Origin of the sequence: Pseudofrankia coriaricola, assembly GCF_001854805.1 — a bacterium.
Taxonomy (GTDB): domain Bacteria; phylum Actinomycetota; class Actinomycetes; order Frankiales; family Frankiaceae; genus Pseudofrankia.
In genome coordinates, this window is the sequence record NZ_MBLO01000113.1 from 33,358 (window position 1) to 54,996 (window position 21,639).

Consider the following 21,639-nt stretch of genomic DNA (forward strand, 5'->3'; position numbering starts at 1 on the left):
CCGCGGCCCAGCCGGGCGACCAGCGGGAACGGGTTGTCCGCCCACGTCCGGGTACCTCGGCCAGGAACCCAAACCGGTAGCGCAGCGTCGCGCACCGGATGCGGAAGAGCAAGGGAGGCGAATAGATGTGAGCGCGATCGCGCGGACGGCGGCGACGGCCGCGACGGGCAGGCAGGCGAAACCAGACGAGACCGGACGAACGTGGTTGAGGCCCTGCGTCGCGGAGGGGATCGGCACGTTCTTTCTGGTCCTCGCCGGCGTCGGGACGGCCGTGCTCGCGGGGGGCTTCATGGGGGCGCTTGGAGTGGCGCTCGCCTTCGGCCTCACCCTGCTCGTGCTGGTCTATGTGATCGGCCCGGTCTCCGGCTGCCATGTGAACCCGGCGGTGACGGTCGGCCTGTGCGCGGCGCGCAAGATCGCGCCGAAGGCCGCCGTCGCCTACATCGTCGCGCAGTGCCTCGGCGCGATCCTCGCCGCGGCGACGGTCTGGCTGATCGCCGACTCGGGGCCGTTCGGCTACTCGGCGGGGGCGCAGGGCCTGGGCGCGAACGGGTACGGCGCGCACTCGCCGGGCGGCTTCGGCCTTGGCGGGGCGTTCCTCGCGGAGCTGGTCCTCACCGGCCTGCTCGTGTTCACCGTGCTCGGAGCGACCCACATCCAGGCGCCGCCCGGTTTCGCCGGCATCGCGATCGGCTTCGTGCTGGTCGTCGGCAACCTGGTCGCGATCCCGGTCGACAACGCGTCGATCAACCCTGCCCGCAGCCTGGGCCCGGCGGTGTTCGCCGGCGGCTGGGCGCTCAGCCAGCTGTGGCTGTTCATCGTCGCGCCGCTCATCGGGGCGCTGCTCGCGGCGGCCGTGCACCTCGCGTTGCGGGCCGGGCCGCAGGTCCGCGCGTCGACGTTCCGCGCGCTGCCGGAGGAGTCCGCGTACCGGCTCGCGCAGGAAGCCGCCCGGCTCGAGGGTGTGCGACTGTCGCTGGAGGACCTGATCCGGATGCCCGGCGGTGCCCCGGGCCGGCCGGACGGGCGGGGCGAGCCGGCCGGATCGACGGCGCGCTCCAACGGGGCCTCCCCGGATCTCTATCCGGACGACCAGCCCAGGGGCGACGCGCGCCAGCCCCGCGACGACCGGGCCGGCACGGACCGGTCCGGCGGGCGCTAGGGACGCCAGGCCAGGCACCGGCCCGCGTGGTCGAGCCTCGGTCTTCGGGGCCTGGGCGCTCTTTGGGCCAGGGGTCCGCGACGCTCGAGGGGGCCGCGATTCCCATTGGGGACGCGGCTTCTGGTGAGGCCGCGGCCGCGCCGGCCCGCACGGGGGCCGCGCCGACGGGAGGCATGCACGCCGCGGCGACAGCCCACGCCTGGGTTGTCCACAGGTAGGACGGTGCGGGCGACGATGTCGCAGGGGGCTTCTACAGTAGCCGGGTGACCTTGCCTGTGACTGAGACCGCGGGCGCCTCCGTCCAGGCGCCGAGTCCACCACCGCCGGCACCGGCGGACGCCACCGAGCCGGTGAGCGCCGCCCGGCGGGTGCTGCGGCGGGTGTTCGGGTACGAGTCGTTCCGCGGCGGGCAGCAGGAGATCATCGAGCACGTCATCGATGGCGGCGACGCGCTCGTGCTGATGCCGACCGGCGCGGGTAAGAGCCTCTGCTACCAGATCCCCGCGCTCGTCCGGCCCGGCACCGGAATCGTGATCTCGCCGCTGATCGCCCTCATGCAGGACCAGGTCGACGCGCTGCGGGCGCTCGGCGCGCGGGCCGACTTCATCAACTCCACCCAGGACCCCGACCAGCGCAGGACGGTCGAGGCGCTCTTCCTCGCCGGCGAGCTGGACCTGCTCTACCTGGCTCCCGAGCGGCTGCGGCTGCCGTCGACCATGGACCTGCTCGACCGGGGCAGGATCGCGCTTTTCGCGATCGACGAGGCGCACTGCGTCGCGCAGTGGGGCCATGACTTCCGGCCCGACTACCTCGCGCTGTCGGCCCTGCACGAGCGCTGGCCGGACGTGCCGCGGGTCGCGCTCACCGCGACCGCGACCCCGGCGACGCACCAGGAGATCACCGGCCGGCTCGGCCTGGAGAGCGCCCGGCACTTCGTCGCCGACTTCGACCGGCCGAACATCTCCTACCGCATCGTCCCGAAGAAGGAGCCGAAGCGGCAGCTGCTCGATCTGCTGCGCTCGGAGCACGCAGGCGACGCGGGCATCGTCTACTGCCTGTCGCGGGCGTCCGTCGAACAGACCGCCGACTTCCTGGTCACGAACGGGATCGCCGCGCTGCCCTACCACGCGGGCCTGGACTCACGGGTCCGGGCCACGAACCAGGCGCGGTTCCTCCGCGAGGACGGCCTGGTCATGGTCGCGACCATCGCGTTCGGCATGGGCATCGACAAGCCGGACGTGCGCTTCGTCGCCCACCTGGACCTACCAAAGTCGGTCGAGGGCTACTACCAGGAGACCGGCCGCGCCGGCCGCGACGGCCTGCCGTCCACGGCCTGGCTCGCCTACGGCCTGCAGGACGTCGTCCAGCTCCGCAAGATGATCAATTCATCGGACGGCGACGCGGCGCACCGACGTCGCCAGGGCGTCCACCTGGACGCGATGCTGTCGCTGTGCGAGACGGTCGAGTGCCGTCGCACCGGCCTGCTCGCCTACTTCGGCCAAGAGCGCGCCGGCTCCTGCGGCAACTGCGACACCTGTCTGAACCGGCCCGAGACCTGGGACGGGACGGTCGCCGCGCAGAAGCTGCTGTCGACGGTGCTGCGACTGGCCAAGGAACGCCGGCAGAAGTTCGGCGCCGGCCACGTCACCGACATCCTGCTCGGCCGCATTACCCCGAAGGTGACCCAGCACGAGCACCAGACGCTGACCGTCTTCGGAGTCGGCGCCGAGCTGAACGAGTCGCAGTGGCGCGGCGTCGTCCGCCAGCTGCTGGCGCAGGGGCTGCTCACCGTCGAGGGCGAGCACGGCACCCTGGTGCTCACCGAGACGAGTGCCGACGTGCTGCGCGGGACACGCAAGGTCTCGATGCGCCGCGACCCAGAACGCCCCGCGAAGACCGCCGGTGGCTCCCGCGGTGCCGGGTCGGCGGACGGCAAGGCCAGGCGCGCCGTCGCGGCCGTGGACCTGTCGGCCGAGGCCGCCGCCGTCTTCGAGCGGCTACGCGCCTGGCGCGGCGCCACCGCCAAGGAGCAGAGCGTCCCGGCCTACGTCATCTTCCATGACGCCACCCTGCGCGAGATCGCGAGCCGGCTTCCGTCGACCCTCGCGGAGCTGGCCACGATCAACGGCGTGGGCGAGAACAAGCTCACCAAGTACGGCCAGCAGGTCCTCGACACCCTGGCCGCCCCGTGAGAGTCATCGGGTCGGCATAAGGGCCGGCCCGGTGCCGGCGCGTCCGTGGGCCAGGCTGTCCGGCGGCGGGAGTGGTGGCTCACGGGACGAGGTCCGCGAGGACCTCGGCGGCGAGACCGTGCGACGTCGTCATTCCTATGCCGGTCGTGACGACGACGGCCCGCACGCCCGGATGCGGCGTCGCGACCAGGAACTCGCGATCGGGTGCGGTCGCGTAGTAGCCGCGCCAGCGCTCGCGGACCACCAGCTCGGCCGCCGGCACACCGAGCAGCTCGGCGGTCTCAGCCAGCACCAGGTCGTCGACCCGTTCGGCCTGGAACGGGTGATGCGTGACGGCGCGCTCGTGGGTGTCGCCGATGATCAGATCGCCGTCCGGGAGCTGGGTGAACATCAGGTTCATGTCGACGGCAAGCAGGTCGGGCCGCTCGGCCTCGAAGCGGGCACGCAGCGCCGGCAGGGACGGGCAGCGCTCGAAGGCGGCGTAACGCAGCAGCGACAGCCCGGTCAGCACGCCGGGGCGGAAACGCGCGCCACTCGCGCCACCATCCACCTCGCCGCCGCCGGCGCCCCCGCCGCCGGCGCTGCCGGGGGCGCCGGTGCCGCCAGGGGCGCTGACCCGGAGCATCCGCAGCGCGCAGCGGCGCATTCCGGCCTCCTCGGCGAGCTCCGGGAGCAGCCAGTCGAGGTCGTGGCCGGTGGCCAGCACGATCGCGGGCGCGGCGAGGTCACCGCGGCTGGTGTGCAGCAGGCCCTCCTCGACACCAGTCGCGGCGGTCCGCCAGAAGAACGTCACACCCCGGCCGGCAAGCCAGCGGGCCAGCGCTCCGACAGCCTCGCGCGGGTTCACCCGGACGTCCCAGGGCAGCCAGGCACCGCCGAGCAGCGTCCGCGCGCGCGACGGCACCCGGGCACGCACCCCGTCCGCGTCGAGGAGCTCGACAGGGGCCGGTCCCACGGCGGCGAACTCGCCCAGCACGGCGAGCTCCTCCTCGGAGCGGGCGACCACCACCGAGCCGGTGGGCTCGGCGAAGAACCCGGCAAGCCGGCCGAGCTCGAGCCAGCGCTCGCGCGCCACCTGGGCGTAGCCCATCGCGGCGCCCGCCTGGCCGCTCACGCAGCCGTGGCCGAAGTTGCGCACGGACGCGCCGCGCGCGAACTCGTCCCGCTCGACGACGGCCACCCGCAGCCCGCGCCGCACTCCCTCGGCCGCGTGGGCCAGCCCGATGATCCCCGCGCCTACGACAACCACGTCGAACCGCTCGCGAGCAAACCGCATGGGTCGAGCATTTCGGCGGGGAAAATCCCTGGTCAACGGCGGGGAGAGGAGTTGGCCGCGTGTTCATGTCGTGCCCATGCGTCCGCCGTCCTCGTCCTGGGAAGGTGAACCCGTGGCCGCCGACTCCACCGACTCCACCGTGTCCACCGGCTCATCCGTGTCCGTCCTCGTGCCGCCCGCGCCGGGCGTCGGCGCCGCCCCGGGCGTTGTCGCCACGGACGGCGCCTCGGGCGTCGTCGCGGACCGCCCGCGCATCGACCTGGCGGTGTTCGACATAGCCGGCACCACCGTCGAGGAGCACGGCGCGGTGTACCAGGCGCTGCGGCGGGCCGTCGAGGCCGCTGGCGGCGCGCCGGGCGACGACGACATCGAGCGCTGGATGGGCGCCGACAAGCGGGCCGCGATCCGCGCGCTGCTGACCGGCGCCCCGGCCCGTGCCGCCGAGGACCAGGCGAGCGTCGACGCGGCGGAGGTCGAGCGGGTCTTCCTTGACTTCCGTGGCCGGCTCGCGGCCGCCTACCGGACGCGGCCGCCCATGCCCATACCCGGCGTGGTCGAGGCCTTCGGCACGCTGCGGGCCCGCGGCATCCGGATCGCGCTGACCACCGGCTTCGACCGGTCGGTCGTCGGCCCGCTGCTCGCTTCCCTCAGCTGGGACGGTGGCCTGCTCGACGCGGTGGTGTGCGCGGACGACGTCCCCGCTGGCCGACCCGCCCCCTACATGATCTTCCGTGCGATGGAGCTGACGGGTGCCACCGCCGTGGCCCGGATACTGGTCGCCGGCGACACCGTCCGTGACCTGCGGGCCGGGACGAACGCGGGCGCCGGTGTCGTCGTGGGGGTGCTGACCGGCCAGGTCGGCGCGTCCGTGCTCGGCGCGGTCCGCCACACCCACCTGCTCGCCAGCGTCGCCGACATCCCCGCTCTGGTCACCGGGCCCACCGGCTGAGGCCGTCCCGCGACGGACGCTCCGCGCCCCAGACCTCCCAGATCGCTTCGCGATCCGGCAGGGACCCCGGCCGGGCGCGGCCTGTCGGGCGCGGAGCGCCCTCCCACGTGATTCCGGGCCGATGCCTATGACGGTGGTCGGCCTGGTTCCGGGGCCGATGAGGTGGTTGGGTTCGCGCAGCGCTGATGCGCCGTCACCATTGGTGGCCGGGTCACGCGAACGGCTCACTGGCACGATGCGACGCCCCGCATCGTCACTCGACACCCAATCCGATGGCTTCGCACCCAAGCACGACGAACACGGGGCGTCGTGGAGCGATGAGTTCGGCGGCCAAGGACGGTCATTTCCTGGACGGCCGCCGGAAGTCGGCGGCGCCCGTCGACGGGGGCCATCTCACCGCCGACGACCTGGGAGGTTGCCAGCATGCCGAAGACGACGCCGTGCCTGTGGTTCGACGGCCGGGCCGAGCAGGCCGCCGAGTTCTACGTCTCCCTGTTCCCGAACTCGAAGATTCTGGACGTGTCGCGCTACGGGCCGGACACCCCGGGGACGGCGGGCGCCGCGATGACCGTGGGCTTCTCGCTGGACGGGCAGGAGTATCTCGGGCTCAACGGCGGCCCGCAGTTCCCGTTCACCGAGGCGATCTCGTTCATGATCTCCTGTGGTTCGCAGGAGGAGGTCGACCACTACTGGTACGGGCTGACCGCGGGCGGCGGTGAGGAGGGAAGCTGCGGCTGGCTGAAGGACCGCTTCGGCGTGTCCTGGCAGGTTGTCCCCGCCGCGCTGTACGAGCTGCTCGGCGACCCGGACCCGGAGCGCGCGAACCGGGCCACCCAGGCGATGCTGAAGATGAGCCGTCTCGACATCGCCGGGCTGCGCCGGGCCGCGGGCGAGACGCCGGTCGCCGGCTGAGGGCGTCGCCGTGTCAAGGGCGTCAGTACATCATCCGCGGGTCGGCATAATGCTTGAACTCCAGCAGGTTGTCGGACGGGTCGCGTAGGACCAGCGTCCGGTGCTCCTCGGCGAGCCCCTCGAACCTGAGACCGATGGGCTGGAACACCGAGACGCCGCGGATCCGGACCAGGCGCAGGAGCGCGTCGAAGTCCTCGGCGTGGTGGAAGGTGACGCCGAAATGGCGCGGGTAGAGCTTCAGCCGGAGCGGCAGCGGGCCCGCGTCACGGTCCGGCGGCTCGGACAGATGGCACACGACCTGGTCGCCGAAGAAATCCAGGGTGATCCGGTCGGGATAGCGCCTGGCCAGCTTGCAGCCGAGCTGGCCGACGTAGAAGTCGACGGCCTCGTCCAGGTCGTAGGCCGGGATCGCCAGGTGGAACGCGTCCGCCGGTTCACGCATACCCGCCCCCGGCGGCGGCCCGGCCCGCGCGCGGCCCGAGGTCCGTCTCGACGTCGAGCAGCGTGTCCGAGCGCAGGCCGAGGCGCAGCGTCTCCAGCGCGAGCACCTCGGCCGGCGCGATGTTACCGAGGTTCACGTTCGTCCCGACCCGGCGCACGAAGTAGGTCTGCAGCTCCTTCGTCGGCGCCTCGAACAGCAGTTGATCCGCCGGTAGGCCGGCGTCCAGGATGTCCTCGATCAGCCCGAAGCGGAGCCGGCCGTCGGGCCGGCAGATGCCGCTGCGGCCGCTTTCCCTGGCCTCGGTGATGACGAGGTCCGCGCCCGCGTCCAGGTCCGCGCGGATGAACTCGACCCAGCGCGACGGTGAGAGCCGCTCGGACCGCTCGCCGTCCTTGAAGCCGACCTCGCTGAGGACGACGAAGTCATCCGTGAGCTTCTCGATGTATGCGTCCTTCTCGTGGTTCGGCAGCTCGATCGTCCCGTTGGACACCTCGATATGACTACAGCCATGGGCTTTGCAGAAAACCCGGTAGTCATCGAACCGATCCTGCAGCACATGCTTCTCGAACAAGGTCCCGCCGAAGAAGTAGTCAATTCCGAGGGACCGCAGGACATCAATCTTCCGGTCGAGGCCGGACGTGACCAGGGCGGTCCCCCAGCCGAACTTCACCAGGTCGATGAACTCGGCCGCACTGCTGATCGCGTCCTGGAAGTGGCCGGTCGGAAGGCCGTTGTCGATCACCATTGTCAGCCCTCGCGCGCGGGGCCTGACCTGCCGGTTCGGTAGCCGAAGGGCGGTCTCCCGCATATTCGATTCCTCCTCGCGTCAGCCCCCACCCACCGACCCTCACCAGGAAACCTGAACCATCCCTGAAAGGACGATACGAAAGAGCCATGTGCCGCCGCGCCGACGGCGGCGCCGCCCTGCCGTCCGTGCACGCGACGGCTACCTGCGCAATAATGCGCGCGGCCAGCTTCGCCGGTGGCCGGGTGAGAGCCCGCGCCGCGCTCGCGGATGAAAATGCTCACAGCGGGGACTCAGGCTCCCCGAATGTCATCCTCAGGTTTCCGGGGAACCGTCTGGCCAATGAGGACCCACGCGGATGGAGCCGGTATCGGCCGGACGGCGGGCACCGATGGGCTTTTCGAACTCATCGCCCGGCGCGGCACCGGCCCCGCCGCCGGCCGCGCCTACCTCACCAGTGCGCGCACCGGCCGCCAGGTGACGTACGAGGATCTGGCGCACGCCGTGCACGACTGGCTGGGCGAGTTCGACCGCCGAGGAGCACATCCGGGAAGCCGGGTGGCGCTGGCGGTGGCGGACCCGCTCGACTTCGCCGCGGTCTTCCTCGCGACGGTCGCCACCGGCCGCTGCGCGGTCCCGCTCCCGGCCCGCGCCCCCGGGCCCGAGCTCGCACGATCGCTGGCGACGCTCACGCCCGATCTCGTCGTCGCGGACCACGCGATCACGACCGGGCAGCGCGCCCTGACACCGGACGCCTGGGGTGGCGGTGGCGGTGGCGCCGGTGGCGGCGTGCTGCTGGCGAGCTCCGGCACGACCGGGACGCCGAAGCAGGTGTTGCTCGATGCCGGCCGGCTGCTGCACGTCGCGACGGCCATCGCCCGCCACCATCAGCTCACGGCGGCCGACGTCGGCTTCAACTCGCTGCCGCTGGTGCACGTGAACGCGGAGGTCGTCGGCCTGCTCGCGACCCTGGTCGCCGGCGGCGAGCTGGTGCTCGACGAGCGCTTCCACCGGAAGGGCTTCTGGAACCTCGTCCAGTCCCGTGGCGTCACCTGGATCAACGCGGTGCCAGCGATCCTCGCCATTCTCGCCCGCGGGCCGGCGCCGAGCGCCGCGCAGACGCGCACGGTGCGGTTCGCGCGGTCCGCCTCCGCTCCCCTGCCCGCCGCGGTGCTCATCGCGTTCGAGGCCCGCACCGGCCTGCCGGTCGTCGAGACCTACGGGATGACGGAGGCCGCGAGCCAGATCACGGCGAACCCCGTGGGCGGCCGGCGCCGGCCCGGCTCGGTCGGCCGGCCGGTCGGCACCGAGGTGCGGATCGTCGACGAGGACGGCCGCCCGCTTGGGCGCGGGCAGGTAGGGCGGGTCCAGATCCGCGGCCGCGGGGTCATCTCCGCCTACGCCACCCAGGCCGGCGACGATCTTTTCCGCCCGGGTGGCTGGCTCGAGACCGGCGATCTCGGCCAGCTCGACACGGACGGCTACCTGTTCCTGGTCGGGCGGACCGACGACGTGATCAACCGCGGCGGCGAGAAGATCTTCCCCCGGGAGGTCGAGGAGGTGCTGCTCGCCGACGCCCGGGTCGCCCGGGCGGTCGTCTACGGCCTCCCGCACGAGGTGCTCGGCCAGGTGCCGGCGGCGCGCGTCCAGCTGGCGGGCCCGGCGGACGGCGCGGAGCGACGGGCGCCGCATCGGCGAGGCCCCGCGGCGGCGGCCGCGGCGCACGGCCTGCTCGCCGACCTGTCCGAACGGTGCGCCGCGCAGCTGGACCGGCACAAGCGCCCGGTTCGCATCGAGGTCGTTGACGACATTCCCGTCGGCCAGACCGGCAAGGTGCTGCGTCGGCTGATCGAACCTGGACAGGCCGTCGACGGCTCGGAAGCGGCCTGATGCCGCCGGCACAGGCCACCACTGTCACCATCGCCACCGCCGTCACCACCACTGTCGCCGACCCCGCCGCAGCTACCGCGCACACGGCCAAAGACGCGGACCCGGCTGCCGAAGGCGCCAGGCTGACCGATGCCGCCTCGCCGCCTCGAGCCGCCGCGAACGCCGGCCCGGCCGGCCGGCCGGCGGGTGGGCACCGGCACGTGCACGAGGTCGACGTCGTGCGGGTGCTGACGTTCGTGGCCGTGATCGGCGTCCACGCGACCGGCGGGACGACCGACGGCGGCAGCTACCTGGGCAACGCCGCGCTGAACCTGCTGCACTTCACCCGCGAGGCGTTCTTCGTCCTCACCGGCTTCGTCCTGGTGTACAGCTACGCCGACCGCCCGCCGCGGGGAGACGGGCTCCGCAGGTTCTGGGCCCGGCGGCTGCTGCTGGTCGGCGTTCCGTACGCGGTATGGACAGCGGTCTACGGCGCCGCGGTGGTGGGCACCCGGACGCGCTCCGACGGTCCATGGGGCGGCCTCGCCCAGTTCGGTGGGCTCCTGCTCAGCGGTGACGCCCACTACCACCTGTACTTCCTGCTCGTGTCCCTGCAGATCTACCTGGTGACGCCGCTGTTGCTGGCCCTCGTCCGGCGCGCCGACCGTCACCTGGCCTGGCTGCTGGCCGCCGGCGCGGCGGTGCAGGCGGCGATCCTCCTGGAGATCCAGTACGGCCGGCCACGCGGCGGCCTGGCCGGCTGGCTGCGGGACTACTGCCACGCCCTGCTGCCGACCTACCTGTTCTGGGTCCTGCTCGGTGCCGTCGCCGCCGCCCGCCTGGACGCGGTGCGCGGCTGGTTCGACCGGCACCGGCGCCTGGTGCCCGTCCTCGTGCTCGGCGGCGCCGCGGCCACGCAGGTCTGGTACTCGGTCCTGGTCCACCGCGGCCGCGGTCCGGCCTTCGCGTCCTCTGTGTTCCAGCCGGTGATGATCATCTGGGGTACCGCGACCGTCGTCGGGCTGTTCGCGGTCGGCCGGCTGTGGGTCAGCCGGCGCACCGCCGGCTCTCGCCTGGACCGGCTGCTCCGCCTCGGCTCGGAGCTGTCCTTCGGCGTCTACCTGATCCATCCGCTGTTCGTCGACAACCTCGTCGACGTGCTGGCCGGCAGGATCCCGGCGCCGCTGTCGACTCTCCTGATCGTCGTGGCGGCGCTGGCCGCCTCCGCCCTGCTGGTCGCGTTCGCCCGGCGCACCCCGCTGAGCCTGCCGGTTGCCGGCCGCCCGATGCGGCGTCGAGCCGCCGGCGGGACGAACGCCGCGCCTCGGGCGGCCGACCGCAGCTAGTCTCCCGCTGGGTGCGAGCCGCGTTCTCGGCCGCGGGCGAGAACGGCCGGCCCGAGAACAGGCGACCAGATCACGGCAGGCGGGCGGCACGGCGACGACCGTGAGTTGAGGAGTGGTGCTGTGACGGTGACGGGCGGGTTCGAGCTGGGGCTGGCGGGCAAGGCCGCGGTGGTCACGGGCGCGGGCGCCGGCCTCGGGCAGGCGATCGCCCTCGGGCTGGCCAGGGCCGGGGTGCTGGTCGGCCTGGTGGAGATCGACCCGACCAGGGCGACCGCCACCGCCGAGCTGATCGAGAAGGGTGGCGGGAGGGCGCTGCCCCTGCCGGCGAGCGTGATGGACACCGCCGCACTCGCCGAGGCGATCACCGCCGCGCACGCCGAGTTCGGCCGGCTCGACATCCTCGTGAACAACGCTGGCGGGGTGAAGGGCGCCCGGTTCCTCGACCAGAGCGAGCGCAGCTGGCGGCGTCACATCGACATCAACCTCGTCAGCATGCTCGCGGCGACGTCGACCGCCGCGCCGCTGATCGCCCAGACCGTCGCCGCCTCGGGCGACCCCGCGAGCCCCGTCGGCCCCGGTGGCCATGGCCGCGGCGGCGGCGGCTCGATCGTCAACGTCACCAGCATCGAGGGCATGCGTGCCGCGCCCATGTACGCCGTCTACGCCGCCTGCAAGGCCGGAATGATCAATTTCACCCGGACGATGGCCGTGGAACTCGCCGACCAGGGCATCCGGATCAACGCGATCGCCCCCGACATGACCGGGACCGCCGGTCTGCGCGGCATCATGCGCGGCCCGGTCGACCCGGACGAGCTGCCGCCCGTCCCGCCCGGGCGCCTGCCCGGGATCGAGCGCTACGTCCCGCTCGGCCGGGAGGGCGTCGCCAGCGAGGTCGCCGACGCCGCCGTCTTCCTCTGCTCCGACCGTGCCAGCTACATCACCGGCACCACCCTCAGCGTCGACGGCGGCACCGCCGCCTCCGGCGGCTGGATCCGCTCCGGCACCGGCTGGACCCTTCAGGGCGACCCCACCCCCTCCGGCTTCACCCACGGCGGGCCGAGTGACGGCCGCCCGGACGGGGCGTGAGATCTCGCAGCGGGCACGGTTCGGCGCGCTGCGAGCCGTCGAGTCGTGGCGGCTGCGCCGCGGGCATGCCATTCCCTGGCACGCCGAGGAGGGGCCCCGAGCCTTTCTGACCACCGTCATCCGCATACCGGAAACGGTGGGCGACCGGCTGCGCGAGGCGGCGCGGCCGGCCGCCGGGGCCGGTGGCCACCACCTTTACCCGGCGGCGAGCCTGCACGTGACACTCATCAATCTCGATCGTCACGCGGACGTCCCGGTGGCGCGGGTCGAACAGGTGCTGGCGGACTGCGTCTCGGCCGCCCCGCCGGTCGTCTTCGACCTGTGGGGGCTGGCGGTGGCACGCAACACCATCTATGTCCAGGCATACGCCCGCCCGGCACGGGCGGTTCCGTGGCTGCGCGCGTCGATCCTGCGCCGGCTGGACCCGGACCGCCGGGAGGGGCCGCCGAGGGGGGCGGCCCTGGCGTTCAGCAACGTCGTCCGGTTCCGGTCGACCGACATCGCCGCGGCCCGGGAGGTCACCCGCGCGCACCGGGCGGACCACTTCGGCTCGTTCTCCCTGGAGGCGGTCGAACTGGTCAGGACCGACAAGGTGATGTCGGCGGCGGGAACGGAGACCCTCGCCGTCTTCCCCGCGCGGCGGCGGCCACGCTGACCGGCCGGGCGGGGCGATCCCACGCCGCCGAACGTGAAGTGGGACTCGTCAGCCGCGAGCGGGCCGGACGGGCCCGTCGTCCGACGTGGCGCGCGGGTAACGTGTGAACAAGAGCATTCCGCTGTTCAGGCCTCGGCCAGGCCGGCTTCGGCGAGCCGGCGGGAGTCCGGGATGGCGGACCCGCGCGAGGCCGGAAACCCTGCGGCGGGGCGGGGTCAGGTTCGCTGGACCGTAGGGGGTCCGATGGCTCAGGTGGACACGTCCGCCGTCGCCGCGCCGACGACGCTGTCCGCCAAGGGCACCCGCCTCAACCGGCGCGGGCTCGCCACCCGGGGGCGCATCCTGGACATCGCGGTCGACCTGCTCAGCGGCGGTGGGCCGGACGCGGTCAGCGCGAACCTGATCGCCCGGGAGGCCGGCGTCACCTGGGGGACGATCCAGCATCAGTTCGGGGAGGCGGACGGCGTCTGGGCCGCGGTCATCGAGCACGTCTCGACCAGCCCGGACTTCTACCCGAAGACGGAGCATCTCTCGTCCGTGCTTCCGTTGACGAGGCGGCTGGAGGCCGTCGTCGACCTTGTCTGGACCGCACTGGACTCGCCGAGCGTGCGAGCCGTGCACAACCTGCGCCTGTACCTGCCGCGCGACCTCGCGGTGCTGGAAGAGGAGTTCCCGCGCACCGCGGCCGCGCTCGCCGCCTGGGACGCCCGCTGGGCGCAGGCCTGGGATCGCATCTTCGACGGCCTGAGCGTCTCCCGGGAACGCCTGGCCAAGGCACGTTCCCTCGTGCCCGCCGCGATCCGTGGCCTGCACGACATCAGCGACCTGAGTACCTACACGGATATCAGCCTCGCCCGGACCGGCCTCATCGAGGCCATGGCGCTCTATCTCTCGTAGCAGTCTCTCGTAGCACCCGGTATCTCTCGTAGCGGCCCGCGCGCCGGCGGACTAGAACCCGTTGCATGTCGGAGCGCGTCGCGGCACGGTAGCCGGATGGGCGGCGACAGCGACGCGGGTGAGCCCGCGGTCTTCGACAGCGGCGCCGGCTCCCGCCCAGGCCTCGCCGCCCCCGTGGTGGGGGCGGTGGACGACGCGCGGGACTTCGCCGGCCTGCCTGGAGTAGCGGTCGTCGCCGGCGGAAGCGGCGGGATCGGCGCGGCGGTCTGCCGGCTGCTCGCCGAGCGCGGCAGCGACGTCGTCCTCACCTACCACCGCAACGCCGACGCGGCGGCGGCGAGCACCGTGGCGGTCGCGGCCGCCGGGCGCCGCGGCGAGGCCCGCCAGCTCAGGCTCGAGGACGAGGCGGAGACGGCCGCGTTCGTCGCCGACGTCGCCGCCCGGTTCGGCGCGATGCACACCCTGGTGGTCGCCTCCGGCCCGCACGTCCCGCAGAAGCACCTCTCGACGGTGAGCCCGGCCATGTTCCGCCGCCAGGTGGAGGGCGAGGTGGTGGCGTTCTTCAACCTCGTCCAGCCCGCGCTGTCGGCGCTGCGGGCCGCCCGGGGCAGCGTCGTGGCGGTCACCACGGCGGCGACCCGCCGCTACCCGGTCCGCGACGGCCTGTCCGCCGGCCCGAAGGGGGCGGTCGAGTCGGTGGTGCGCGCCCTCGCCGCCGAGGAGGGCCGCTTCGGGGTGCGGCTGAACTGCGTCGGCCCCGGCATGCTGACCGACGGGATGGCCGGGCGGCTGATCAGCGCCGGCGACTACGCGGACGGCGCGCTCGACGTCGCCCGCCGCAACATCCCGCTGCGCCGCTTCGGCGCGGCGACCGACGTCGCCGAGGCGGTCTGTTTCCTCGCGTCGCCGCGCGCCGCCTACATCACCGGTGTCATGCTCGACGTCGACGGCGGCTACCACCTCTGACGGCCCGCCACCGCCCACCGCCGGCCGGCCACCCGCACTGGTCCGCCGCCCGCCGGCGCGGGCGGCGCGCCCCTCCGGGTGGCACCCGGCTAGCCCCACCACGGATCGGGGCACAGCACCAGTGTGCCCAGGGCGCCGCGCTGGTGAGCTGATCTCATGGAAAAGCTCCAGCAGAGGGCGCAGGCCGGTGCCGAAGCGTCGCCCGCGCCGAGCGCCGCCGAGAGCAGGGCAGTGGCGCTGCGCGACGTCCGGAAGGTCTACGGGCGGCGGGCGGCGGCCGTGACCGCCCTGGACGGCGTGACCCTCGACATCGACCGGGGCACGTTCGTCGCGGTGATGGGGCCGTCCGGCTCGGGCAAGTCGACGCTGCTGCAGTGCGCGGCGGGGCTCGACCGGCCGAGTGCTGGCGAGGTGTTCCTCGACGGCGTGGACCTGCGCCGACTGAGCGAGAACGAGCTGACAGTGCTGCGCCGGGAGCGGATCGGCTTCGTCTTCCAGTCGTTCAACCTCGTTCCGGCGCTGTCCGCCGAGTTGAACGTGGCGCTGCCGCTGCGGCTGGCCGGCCGCCGGCCGCGGCGGCGGGAGGTGCGGGACGTGCTCGCCGCCGTCGGGCTCGCCGGGCGCGGCCGGCACCGGCCGGCCGAGCTCTCCGGCGGCCAGCAGCAGCGGGTCGCCATCGCGCGGGCACTGGTCACCCGACCGGCGGTGCTGTTCGCCGACGAGCCGACCGGGGCGCTGGACACCCGGACCGGCCGCGAGGTGCTGACGCTGCTTCGCGAGCTGGTCGACGTCGACGGCCAGACGATCGTGATGGTCACCCACGACCCGGTCGCCGCCTCCTACGCCGATCGGGTCGTGTTCCTCGTCGACGGCCGAGCCGCCGGCGAGCTGCTCGGCCCGGACCCGGCCACCGTCGCCGCCCGGCTCGCGGGCCTCGAGCCCGATGGCCGCGAGTACGACCACGAGGACCACGAGGACCACGAGGACCACGACGGCCCGTCGGCCTGGCGGCCAGCGGCCCGCGCGTCGGCGAGGCCGGCCACGCGGGCCTCCGGGCCGCTGCCAGCCCCCGCGGCGCTCGGCGAGGAGAGCTGACGTGACCGGCCTCGTCTGGCACACCGTCCGTGCCCGCATGGGCAGCCTGCTGGGGACCTTCCTAGCGCTGGCGCTCGGTGTCGCGCTGCTCGCGGCGATGACGCTGACGCTGGTCAGCACGGTCGGCGGCTCCGCCCGCACCCCGCGCTGGTACGTCGCGCCGGACGTCGTCGTCGCCGGCGCCGGCACGGTCAGCGTCACGACCGGCTCCGGCGACGACCGGGAGACCTCCTCGACCAGGACGACCTTCACCCGCGCGCTGCCCGCCGGGCTCGCCGGCCGGCTCCAGGCCGCCCTGGGCGGCGAGGCGACGGTGGTCGTGGACGTCGCCGGCTACGCGGCGGCCGACGGCGCGCCGGGTGACACCGTCCATCCGTGGTCCGCCGCGGCCCTGCACCCCTACTCCTGGGTCGCGGGGGGCGCGCCACGGGCGGCCGGTGACCTCGTGCTCAGCGCGCCGACCGGGCACCGCCCCGGCGACCGCATCACCGTAGTGACGACGCATGGCACACGTGTGTTCACGGTGAGCGGGGTGCTGCGCACCGATGCGCCAGGCGCGTTCTACGCCACCGACGCCGTCGCCACCGAGCTCGCGGACGGCCGGGTCTCGGCGGTGGCTCTGACGGGCCGCCCGGCCACGGCCGCCGCCGGCGGCCCGGCCGCCGCCGCGGCTCGCCCGCGCGACGCGGCGGCGCTGGCGACGGCCACGCGGGCCGCCGTCCGCGAGGCGAGCGCCGACGACGGCTCGGTCAGGGTGCTCACCGGCAACGGCCGCCGGGCCGCCGAACCCGACCCGGACGCCGAGCGCCGCACGGTCGCGATCGCCCTGCTCGGCACCACCACCGGCCTCGGCGGCTTCGTGTCGGTCTTCGTCGTGGCCGCGACGTTCGCGTACTCCGTCGCCGCCCGGCGGCGCGAGTTCGGCCTGCTGCGCGCCGCCGGAGCCACCCCGCGCCAGGTTTTCCGGCTCGTGCTCGGCGAGGCACTCACGGTCGGCCTGCTGGCCTCGCTCTCCGGCGTGGCGCTGGGCGCGCTGCTCGCCCCGGAGTTCGCGCACGTGCTCGTTCGTACCGGGTTCGCGCCGAGTGACTTCACCGCGCACTTCATCTTCTGGGCGGTGACCCCCGCGTTCGGGACGGGCCTGCTGGTCGCGTTGGTGGGTGCCTGGGCGGCGGCGTGGCGCGCCGGCCGGATCCGGCCGGTCGAGGCGCTACGGGAGGCGGCCGTGGACCGGCGGGCGATGACCGTGGGACGCACGGTCATCGGCCTGCTCGCGTTCGGCGGCTCTGTGCCACTCATCGCCGTGCTGATGGCGAACCCGTCGGCGGACGGCGTGGCGCTGATCATCATCGCGGCGATGCTGCTGATCGTGGGGTTCGCGCTGTTCGCGCCCGTGCTCATCCCGCCGCTGGCGTGGCTGCTCACCGCGCCGCTCGCCGCCTCGCCCGGGGCCGTCGGGCTGCTCGCCCGCCATGGCGCGCGCGCCGCCGTGCGGCGCACCGCGGCGACGGCGGCGCCGATCCTCGTGACGATCGGCATCGCCGGCGCGACGCTCACCGGCTTCGGGACGCTGCAGGCGGCGAGCGACAGCGCCGCCCGCGACCAGATCACCGCCGACGCGCTGGTCGTGCCGGCCGTCGGCGCCGGCCTGCCCGACGCGACCGTCGACGCGCTGCGCGCCATCCCCGGCGTGCGGGCCGCCGTTCCGGTCGCCGACGCGTCCGTCTACGTCCGCGACGGCGAGGACCCAGAGGCATGGGTCGCCCGGTATGCCCCCGGCGGGGATCTCGACGCCGTGCTCGACATCCCGGTGACGGCCGGCCGGCTCGCCGACCTGACCGGCACCGACACGGTCGCGGTGCCGGCCGGCAGCCGCTGGAAGGTCGGCGAACGGGCCGAGCTGTGGCTCGCCGACTCGACGCCGGTGCGGCCGCGGGTGGTCGCCGTGCTCGGCCGGCGGCTCGACCTCGACGAGACCTTCCTGCTGCCGGCGGCGCTACGCACCGGGCACGAGCCGACGCTCGCGACCGTCGTCTACCTGCGGCTCTCGCCAGAGGCGACGCGGTCGGCGGCCGCCGGGGCCGCCGTCGCCGCCGAGGTGGCGGCGACGACGGCCGCCACCGGAAGGATGGTCGGCACCGGCGAGTACCTGTCCGCGGCGAGCGCCGAGCAGGCAAGGGCCAACCGCCAGGCGTCGGTGGTGGTGCTCGGCATGGCGCTCGTCTACACGGCGATCGCGATCGCGAACACGCTGGTCATGGCGACCCGGGACCGGGCGCGTGAGTTCGCCACCGTCCGTCTCGCCGGTGCCACGCGTCGGCAGGTGCTGGCCGTCGTCGGCGCCGAGGCCGTCCTGGTGACCGGCATCGGCGCCGCGCTCGCGGCCGCGGTCACGGCGATCACGGCCTGGGGCGCCCAGTACGGCCTGGCGGACCTCGCGCCGTCCGTACCGATCACCGTTCCCTGGGGCCCGCTCGGCGCGATCGCCGCGGCCTGTCTCACCATCGCCCTGCTCGCCAGCGTCATCCCCGCCGCGCTGCTGCTGCGTCGCGACCCTGCCGACCTGGCCGCCGTCCGGGAGTGACCGGGCCCGTCCTCACGAACTGGCCGCTCCGGGCGGGTGCGACACTCGTCGCCTGGTTCGGCACGGAGGCGGGAGGGACAGCGGCATGACGGACGACGGGAGCGCTCCCGCGCGCAACTGGGCCGGAAACGTGACGTTCGCGGCGGCCCGCGTCGTCACTCCGACGTCGGTCGCCGAGCTCGCGGAGGCCGTGACCGCCGGCGGCGCGGTGCGCCCGCTTGGCACTCGGCACTCGTTCAACCGGATCGCCGACACGGACGGCACGCTGATCTCGACCGCCGGGCTGCCACGCCTCGTCCGCGTCGACCCCGCCGCGCGGGAGGTGACGGTGAGCGCCGGCACCCGCTACGGCGACCTGGGCCGTGAGCTCGACGCGGCCGGCTGGGCGCTGCGCAACCTCGGGTCGCTGCCGCACATCTCGGTCGCCGGCGCGTGCGCGACGGCGACGCACGGCTCGGGCGAGCGCAACGGCAACCTGGCCACCTCCGTCGTCGCCCTCGACCTGGTCACCTCGTCGGGCGAGCTCGTGACGGTCAGGCGGGGCGTCGACGAGGACTTCGACGGCCACGTCGTCGCCCTCGGCGCGCTCGGCGTCGTCGTCGCGCTGACCCTTGAGATCGTCCCGACGTTCCAGGTCAGCCAGCACGTCTACGAGGGCCTGACGCGCGAGAGCCTGCTGGCGGGCGTCGGCGAGATCCTCGGCGCGGCCTACAGCGTCAGCGTGTTCACCACCTGGGACCCGGACGCCGGCTCGCAGGTGTGGCTCAAGCGGCGGCTCGGCGAAGACCGTGAAGCTGGCGAGGACCACCAAAGCGGCGAGGGCGGCGTTGGCACAGCCGCGCCAGCACCGGCCCAGCTGTGCGGCGCCCGGCCGGCCGCGCGCCCGCTGCACCCGATCCCCGGCGTCGACCCGGAGCACACGACCCGGCAGCTCGGCGTTCCCGGCCCCTGGTTCGAGCGGCTGCCCCACTTCCGTCTGGGCTTCACCCCGAGCGCCGGCGACGAGCTCCAGTCCGAGTACTTCGTTCCCCGTGACCACGCCGCCGCGGCCATCGAGGCCGTCTACAAGGTCAGCGGCGAGATCCGCGGTGCGCTCCAGATCGGCGAGCTGCGCACGGTCGCCGCGGACAGCCTCTGGCTCAGCCCTGCCTACCGCCGCGACGCCCTCGCGCTGCACTTCACATGGCTACCGGACGAGGACGCCGCTGCCCGCGCGGTCGCCGCCGTCGAGCGGGCACTCGCCCCGTTCGATCCCCGTCCGCACTGGGGGAAGGTCTTCGTGCTGGCTCCCGGGCAGGTCCGGGCCGGATATCCCCGGATGGCGGACTTCGCCCGGCTGGCGGCCCGCCATGATCCGCCCGGTGTCTTCCGCAACGCCTTCCTCGACGCCTACCTCCAGTCCGACTGACGGCGTGGCCTCGGCGGCCCGCCCCGGGAGACCGGACGGCCCGCCCGCGGCACGGACCGCCTGCCCGCCCCGTCGGGCCCGGCAGCTGGCCGGCCGGCGGTGATGGCACCAATGGGGCTTGCCTCGGGGGAACCGGCCTAGTCGCTTTTCGGGCGATCATCGGTGCGGTTGATGGATGGCGTCCGGTTGACCACACCAGGCGCTCGCATATATGACTTTGAGTGATCGGTCCCATACAGAAGGCGCCTGTCCGCGACAACGACACCACCCGCGTCCAACGGATTCGCAATCATGCGCACCGACAACCTATCCAGCCACGTTCCGCAGCATTTAGCGGATCTGGTTTGGCCGCCACGTCGCGAGCACCACATTGCTACCGCCTGTATCGTTCCAATTGGTTATAGGGATCACGTCCTGTCACGCTTGATCTAATTGCCGGCCCGCCCAGCGCCCGCGAGCCCGGCCAGCGTCTCATTTACCCGGGGGAAATGTGATCACGGCCCAGGCGGCGCAGGAGCACGCCAGCAGCGACACCATTTTTGTCGCGAGTTCCATCGGTCTCGCCTTGATCGGCTCGTTCGCCGCGCTGGTGAGCGCTCTGCGCATCCCGTCCTCCCAGGGCGCCGCCCGGCGCAGGTGGGTCGCCGCGTCCGCGGTCTCCCTCGGCGGCGGGGCGATCTGGTCCATGCATTTCATGGGAATGCTCGGTTACCACGTCGGCAACCGGCAGCTTGCCTACAACCTTCCGCTGACCGCTCTTTCTCTGCTGATCGCCGTCGGCGTTTCAGCGATCGGGCTGTCCATCGTCGGAAGCAACCCGAGAAGCGCCGGCCGCCTCGTCGCCGGCGGGGTCATCGCGGGGCTCGGCGTGGCGGCCATGCACTACACCGGCATGGCCGCGATGCAGTCGGGCAGCACCGTCACCTATGACACGAAGCTGGCCGGCGCCTCCGTCGGGATTGCCGTGGTGGCGGCGCTGGCCGCTCTCTGGCTCGCCTTCCGGGTGCGCACCACCGCGCACATCGTCGCCGCGTCCGTCGTCATGGCCGTCGCCGTCTGCGGAATGCACTACACCGCGATGGCGGCCACCCAGATCGCCCAGACCGACCACCTGGACCAGATCAGTGGCGCCGATCCCATTGTGCTGAGCTTCCCCGTCATGCTGATCGCCTTCACGGTGCTGGCGCTCATCATTTTCGCGGCGCTGGGCGGCTTTGCCAACTCCGGAATGTCACCGCTCGGCGTCACCGGGACGAACGGGCGGCGTTCGCCCGCCCCGGCCCCGGCCGGCCGGCGGAGCTCGGCTCCGACTGGCCGTCACCAGCCGGCACCAGCCGCGGATACCCGTGACGCCGCGGGGCGAGGCGCCTTCGACGGCCAGCCTGGGCGCGAGCGCTTCGACCACGCGGCACCCGCCGGGCAGGACTGGGCGGGTTATCTCCCCTCGCAGCCCGCGCCCGCCGCTCCGGCGTTCCCGGAAGACGACCGCCAGACGCCGTTGTACCGGTAGGGTCGGCCGGAGTCACGCGGTAGTTGTGCGGGGGCCGTGTAGTAGCAGTCTCAGGCAGAAGGTGCTGGCCGGATGACGACCATCGACGACCTGGCCGCTCTCGGGCGCGAGGAGCACGGCCTGGCGGTCGTCTCGACCGTGCGGGGCGACCAGACGATCCAGTCGTCGGTTGTCAACGCGGGCGTGCTGGCGCATCCGTTCACCGGCGAGGCCGTGCTCGGTTTCGTCACCTACGGCAGGGTGAAGCTCGCGAACCTCCGCGCCCGCCCCCAGGTGACGGCCACCGTCCGGTCCGGCTGGCGGTGGGCCACGGTCGAGGGGCGCGCGGAGCTGATCGGCCCTGACGACCCGCATCCGGACGTTGACGCCGAACGCCTGCGGCTGCTGCTGCGCGAGGTGTTCACCGCGGCGGGCGGCACCCACGACGACTGGGACGAGTACGACCGTGTCATGGCCGAGCAGCGGCGCACGGCCGTTTTCGTCCGGCCCGACCGGGTCTACAGCAACTAGAACCGTCGGTCGCGGTCAGCTGTCACCATCATCGC

The 21,639-nt window shown here is 73.6% G+C and carries 18 protein-coding genes; 15 read left to right on the top strand and 3 right to left on the bottom strand.

Annotated elements, in window-relative coordinates:
- Positions 1-127: 127 nt before the first annotated feature.
- Positions 128-1,162 (top strand): aquaporin, encoded by a 1,035-nt coding sequence (locus BCD48_RS16595; RefSeq protein ID WP_083418743.1) that lies wholly within the window; start codon positions 128-130, stop codon positions 1,160-1,162.
- A gap of 275 nt (positions 1,163-1,437) precedes the next feature.
- On the top strand, positions 1,438-3,354 hold the full coding sequence (gene recQ, locus BCD48_RS16600) for a DNA helicase RecQ (RefSeq protein WP_397428678.1): 1,917 nt from the start codon (positions 1,438-1,440) through the stop codon (positions 3,352-3,354).
- 79 nt (positions 3,355-3,433) lie between these two features.
- Here the strand turns inward: recQ and BCD48_RS16605 are convergent, their stop codons facing one another.
- A complete protein-coding gene (locus tag BCD48_RS16605; protein ID WP_071049304.1) occupies positions 3,434-4,630 on the bottom strand; it encodes an FAD-dependent oxidoreductase in 1,197 nt (398 codons plus the stop codon).
- 112 nt (positions 4,631-4,742) lie between these two features.
- Here BCD48_RS16605 and BCD48_RS16610 point away from each other — a divergent pair, with 112 nt between their 5' ends.
- Both BCD48_RS16610 and BCD48_RS16615 read left to right on the top strand, forming a co-directional pair.
- Positions 4,743-5,579 (top strand): phosphonatase-like hydrolase, encoded by an 837-nt coding sequence (locus BCD48_RS16610; RefSeq protein WP_198543274.1) that lies wholly within the window; start codon positions 4,743-4,745, stop codon positions 5,577-5,579.
- A 423-nt stretch (positions 5,580-6,002) separates the two neighbouring features.
- On the top strand, positions 6,003-6,491 hold the full coding sequence (locus tag BCD48_RS16615) for a VOC family protein (protein ID WP_071049305.1): 489 nt from the start codon (positions 6,003-6,005) through the stop codon (positions 6,489-6,491).
- Between the two features lie 22 nt (positions 6,492-6,513).
- Here the strand turns inward: BCD48_RS16615 and BCD48_RS16620 are convergent, their stop codons facing one another.
- Entirely contained in the window at positions 6,514-6,933 is a 420-nt protein-coding gene (locus tag BCD48_RS16620) for a VOC family protein (RefSeq protein WP_071049306.1), read from the bottom strand.
- Positions 6,926-7,741 carry a phosphosulfolactate synthase gene (locus BCD48_RS16625; RefSeq protein WP_071049307.1) on the bottom strand — a complete coding sequence of 272 codons (816 nt, stop codon included), beginning with the start codon at positions 7,739-7,741 and terminating at the stop codon, positions 6,926-6,928. Before BCD48_RS16625 ends, BCD48_RS16620 begins: the two co-directional genes overlap by 8 nt.
- 279 nt (positions 7,742-8,020) lie before the next feature.
- Between BCD48_RS16625 and BCD48_RS16630 the strand changes: the two genes are divergently transcribed.
- From BCD48_RS16630 to BCD48_RS16680, 11 genes are all read left to right on the top strand, one after another.
- Positions 8,021-9,568 carry an AMP-binding protein gene (locus tag BCD48_RS16630; RefSeq protein ID WP_071049308.1) on the top strand — a complete coding sequence of 516 codons (1,548 nt, stop codon included), beginning with the start codon at positions 8,021-8,023 and terminating at the stop codon, positions 9,566-9,568.
- Entirely contained in the window at positions 9,568-10,893 is a 1,326-nt protein-coding gene (locus BCD48_RS16635) for an acyltransferase (RefSeq protein ID WP_071049309.1), read from the top strand. The genes BCD48_RS16630 and BCD48_RS16635 overlap by 1 nt, the downstream gene beginning before the upstream one ends.
- 120 nt (positions 10,894-11,013) lie before the next feature.
- Positions 11,014-11,979 carry an SDR family NAD(P)-dependent oxidoreductase gene (locus BCD48_RS16640; RefSeq protein WP_083418747.1) on the top strand — a complete coding sequence of 322 codons (966 nt, stop codon included), beginning with the start codon at positions 11,014-11,016 and terminating at the stop codon, positions 11,977-11,979.
- Complete coding sequence (locus BCD48_RS16645) at positions 11,954-12,634, top strand: 2'-5' RNA ligase family protein (protein ID WP_071049310.1); 681 nt, start codon at positions 11,954-11,956, stop codon at positions 12,632-12,634. Before BCD48_RS16640 ends, BCD48_RS16645 begins: the two co-directional genes overlap by 26 nt.
- A gap of 243 nt (positions 12,635-12,877) precedes the next feature.
- Entirely contained in the window at positions 12,878-13,531 is a 654-nt protein-coding gene (locus tag BCD48_RS16650) for a TetR/AcrR family transcriptional regulator (protein ID WP_071049311.1), read from the top strand.
- Positions 13,532-13,627: 96 nt separating this feature from the next.
- Positions 13,628-14,497, top strand: coding sequence for an SDR family NAD(P)-dependent oxidoreductase (locus BCD48_RS16655; RefSeq protein ID WP_198543275.1), 870 nt, complete (start codon positions 13,628-13,630; stop codon positions 14,495-14,497).
- 156 nt (positions 14,498-14,653) lie between these two features.
- A complete protein-coding gene (locus BCD48_RS16660) occupies positions 14,654-15,592 on the top strand; it encodes an ABC transporter ATP-binding protein (RefSeq protein WP_241841777.1) in 939 nt (312 codons plus the stop codon).
- Between the two features lies 1 nt (position 15,593).
- Complete coding sequence (locus tag BCD48_RS16665) at positions 15,594-18,176, top strand: FtsX-like permease family protein (RefSeq protein WP_083418748.1); 2,583 nt, start codon at positions 15,594-15,596, stop codon at positions 18,174-18,176.
- An 85-nt stretch (positions 18,177-18,261) separates the two neighbouring features.
- A complete protein-coding gene (locus BCD48_RS16670; protein WP_071049312.1) occupies positions 18,262-19,584 on the top strand; it encodes an FAD-binding protein in 1,323 nt (440 codons plus the stop codon).
- 490 nt (positions 19,585-20,074) lie between these two features.
- Complete coding sequence (locus BCD48_RS16675) at positions 20,075-21,094, top strand: MHYT domain-containing protein (protein WP_071049313.1); 1,020 nt, start codon at positions 20,075-20,077, stop codon at positions 21,092-21,094.
- A gap of 72 nt (positions 21,095-21,166) precedes the next feature.
- Positions 21,167-21,604: a TIGR03618 family F420-dependent PPOX class oxidoreductase gene (locus BCD48_RS16680; RefSeq protein ID WP_071049314.1), complete on the top strand. Its 438-nt coding sequence runs from the start codon at positions 21,167-21,169 to the stop codon at positions 21,602-21,604.
- Positions 21,605-21,639: the final 35 nt, after the last annotated feature.